Source organism: Mesorhizobium sp. M7A.T.Ca.US.000.02.2.1 (genome assembly GCF_003996995.1).
GTDB lineage: Bacteria > Pseudomonadota > Alphaproteobacteria > Rhizobiales > Rhizobiaceae > Mesorhizobium.
In genome coordinates this window covers 1-566 of record NZ_RZTT01000878.1, presented here as the reverse complement: position 1 = coordinate 566, position 566 = coordinate 1, and the positions used below count along the sequence as shown (strand labels likewise).

Annotated in this window: 1 protein-coding gene; it reads right to left on the bottom strand. The window is 62.7% G+C overall.

Going from position 1 to position 566, the window contains the following annotated elements:
* On the bottom strand, positions 1-566 hold a 566-nt coding region (locus EOD15_RS35250), incomplete at both ends, for a type IV secretory system conjugative DNA transfer family protein (protein WP_185929185.1).

Below are 566 nucleotides of genomic sequence, written 5' to 3'. Positions count from 1 at the left end.
GTCCTGTAGGTCGAGTTTGACCGGCGCCAGCACCGGAACATCGGCGGCCAGGCTGCCGCTCTGCGCGGCGTGCTCCAACAGCTCGCGCGTCGGCGGCTCGCCTTCCTTGCAACCCTCCTGCAGGATCTTCGACACCGAGCGCAGCCGGTCAGTGAAAACCGGGTCCAGGAAGTACCGAGCCTTCTCGCACTGAATCGCCTTGGTGCCGCGCACGAACAGGATTTCCTCCCACTGGCCGATTTCCTTGACTTCCTGCGGCAGCAGGAGCGCGCGACTGTGCTCGGCCTCGTTCTCGGAATGGCTCTTGGATTTGAAGGCGATGCCTGACTTGCCCTTCGACTTCTTCTTGACCGTCTCGGTACCGAGTTCCTTGGAAATTTCCTCGGCGATGCGGATGTTCGCGGGCGTGAACACCACGTTCACGTCCATATTGTCGAAGATCGTATCGGCGCCGTCCGGGCCGTAGCCGGCGCGCGGATCGCGTACCTGGCCCGGGCTCTGGAAAATCGCGAGGATGCGCAGGCCGTAGCCGGCGATGTAGGAAATGCCCTTCTGCAGGATCGGAA